Genomic DNA, 698 nt, shown 5'->3' on the forward strand with positions numbered 1-698 from the left:
GGAAGGTTGGACAACTTTCTTGCCCTTACCTTTGAAAACTTTTGCTTTCCCCTTGCCCTTGGAGTTGGTGGGGTGTTCTGGTCTAGTTCTCTTTGTGCCACCTTCCTTGATCATGAGAACTTGAGTGGTTTTCTTAGGCAGATTCTTTTCCGCGGTAATTAGCATCCCATGTAATTCCGGGATAGTCTTGTTTAAACCATTCATGTTATAATTCATGACAAAAGGATCAAAGGACTTTGTCAAGGAGTTAAGGATCATATCCGTTGCTAGCTCTTCGGGCATCACAACTCCAAGACGTGCCAAATGATCAATGTGACTCTTCATTTTGAGCACATAAGAGCTTACCGACTGCCCATCCTCCATCTTGCAAGCATGGAAAGCCCGAACAGTTTCGAACCTTTCCGTTCTTGCAAGTTGTTGGAACATTTCCTTTAGTTGATGAATCATGTCATAGGCTGAATGATTCTCCAAATCCTTCTGAAGGTCGGGAATCATGGTTGCCAACATGAGGCATGATGCATCGATGGAATCATCCATCTTTTTAAGCCATGCATCGTGTGCGGGCTTAGGAATGGCAGGGGGCTCTTCTGGAAGTGGTTCATTGAGAACATATTCTTTCTTTTCTTGTTTGAGAACAATTCTCACACTACGGTGCCAATCCAAAAAGTTGGTATGGTTAAGTTTTTCTCCTTCAAGGA

The 698-nt window shown here is 43.3% G+C and carries 1 protein-coding gene; it reads right to left on the minus strand.

Features of this window, described 5'->3' with window-relative positions:
* Positions 1-698, minus strand: a 698-nt coding sequence (locus HX793_RS32185) for a gag-polypeptide of LTR copia-type domain-containing protein (RefSeq protein WP_178905609.1), incomplete at both ends; no start/stop codon positions are given.

The sequence above is a fragment of the Pseudomonas reactans genome, from assembly GCF_013387025.1.
Taxonomy (GTDB): Bacteria; Pseudomonadota; Gammaproteobacteria; order Pseudomonadales; family Pseudomonadaceae; genus Aquipseudomonas; species Aquipseudomonas reactans.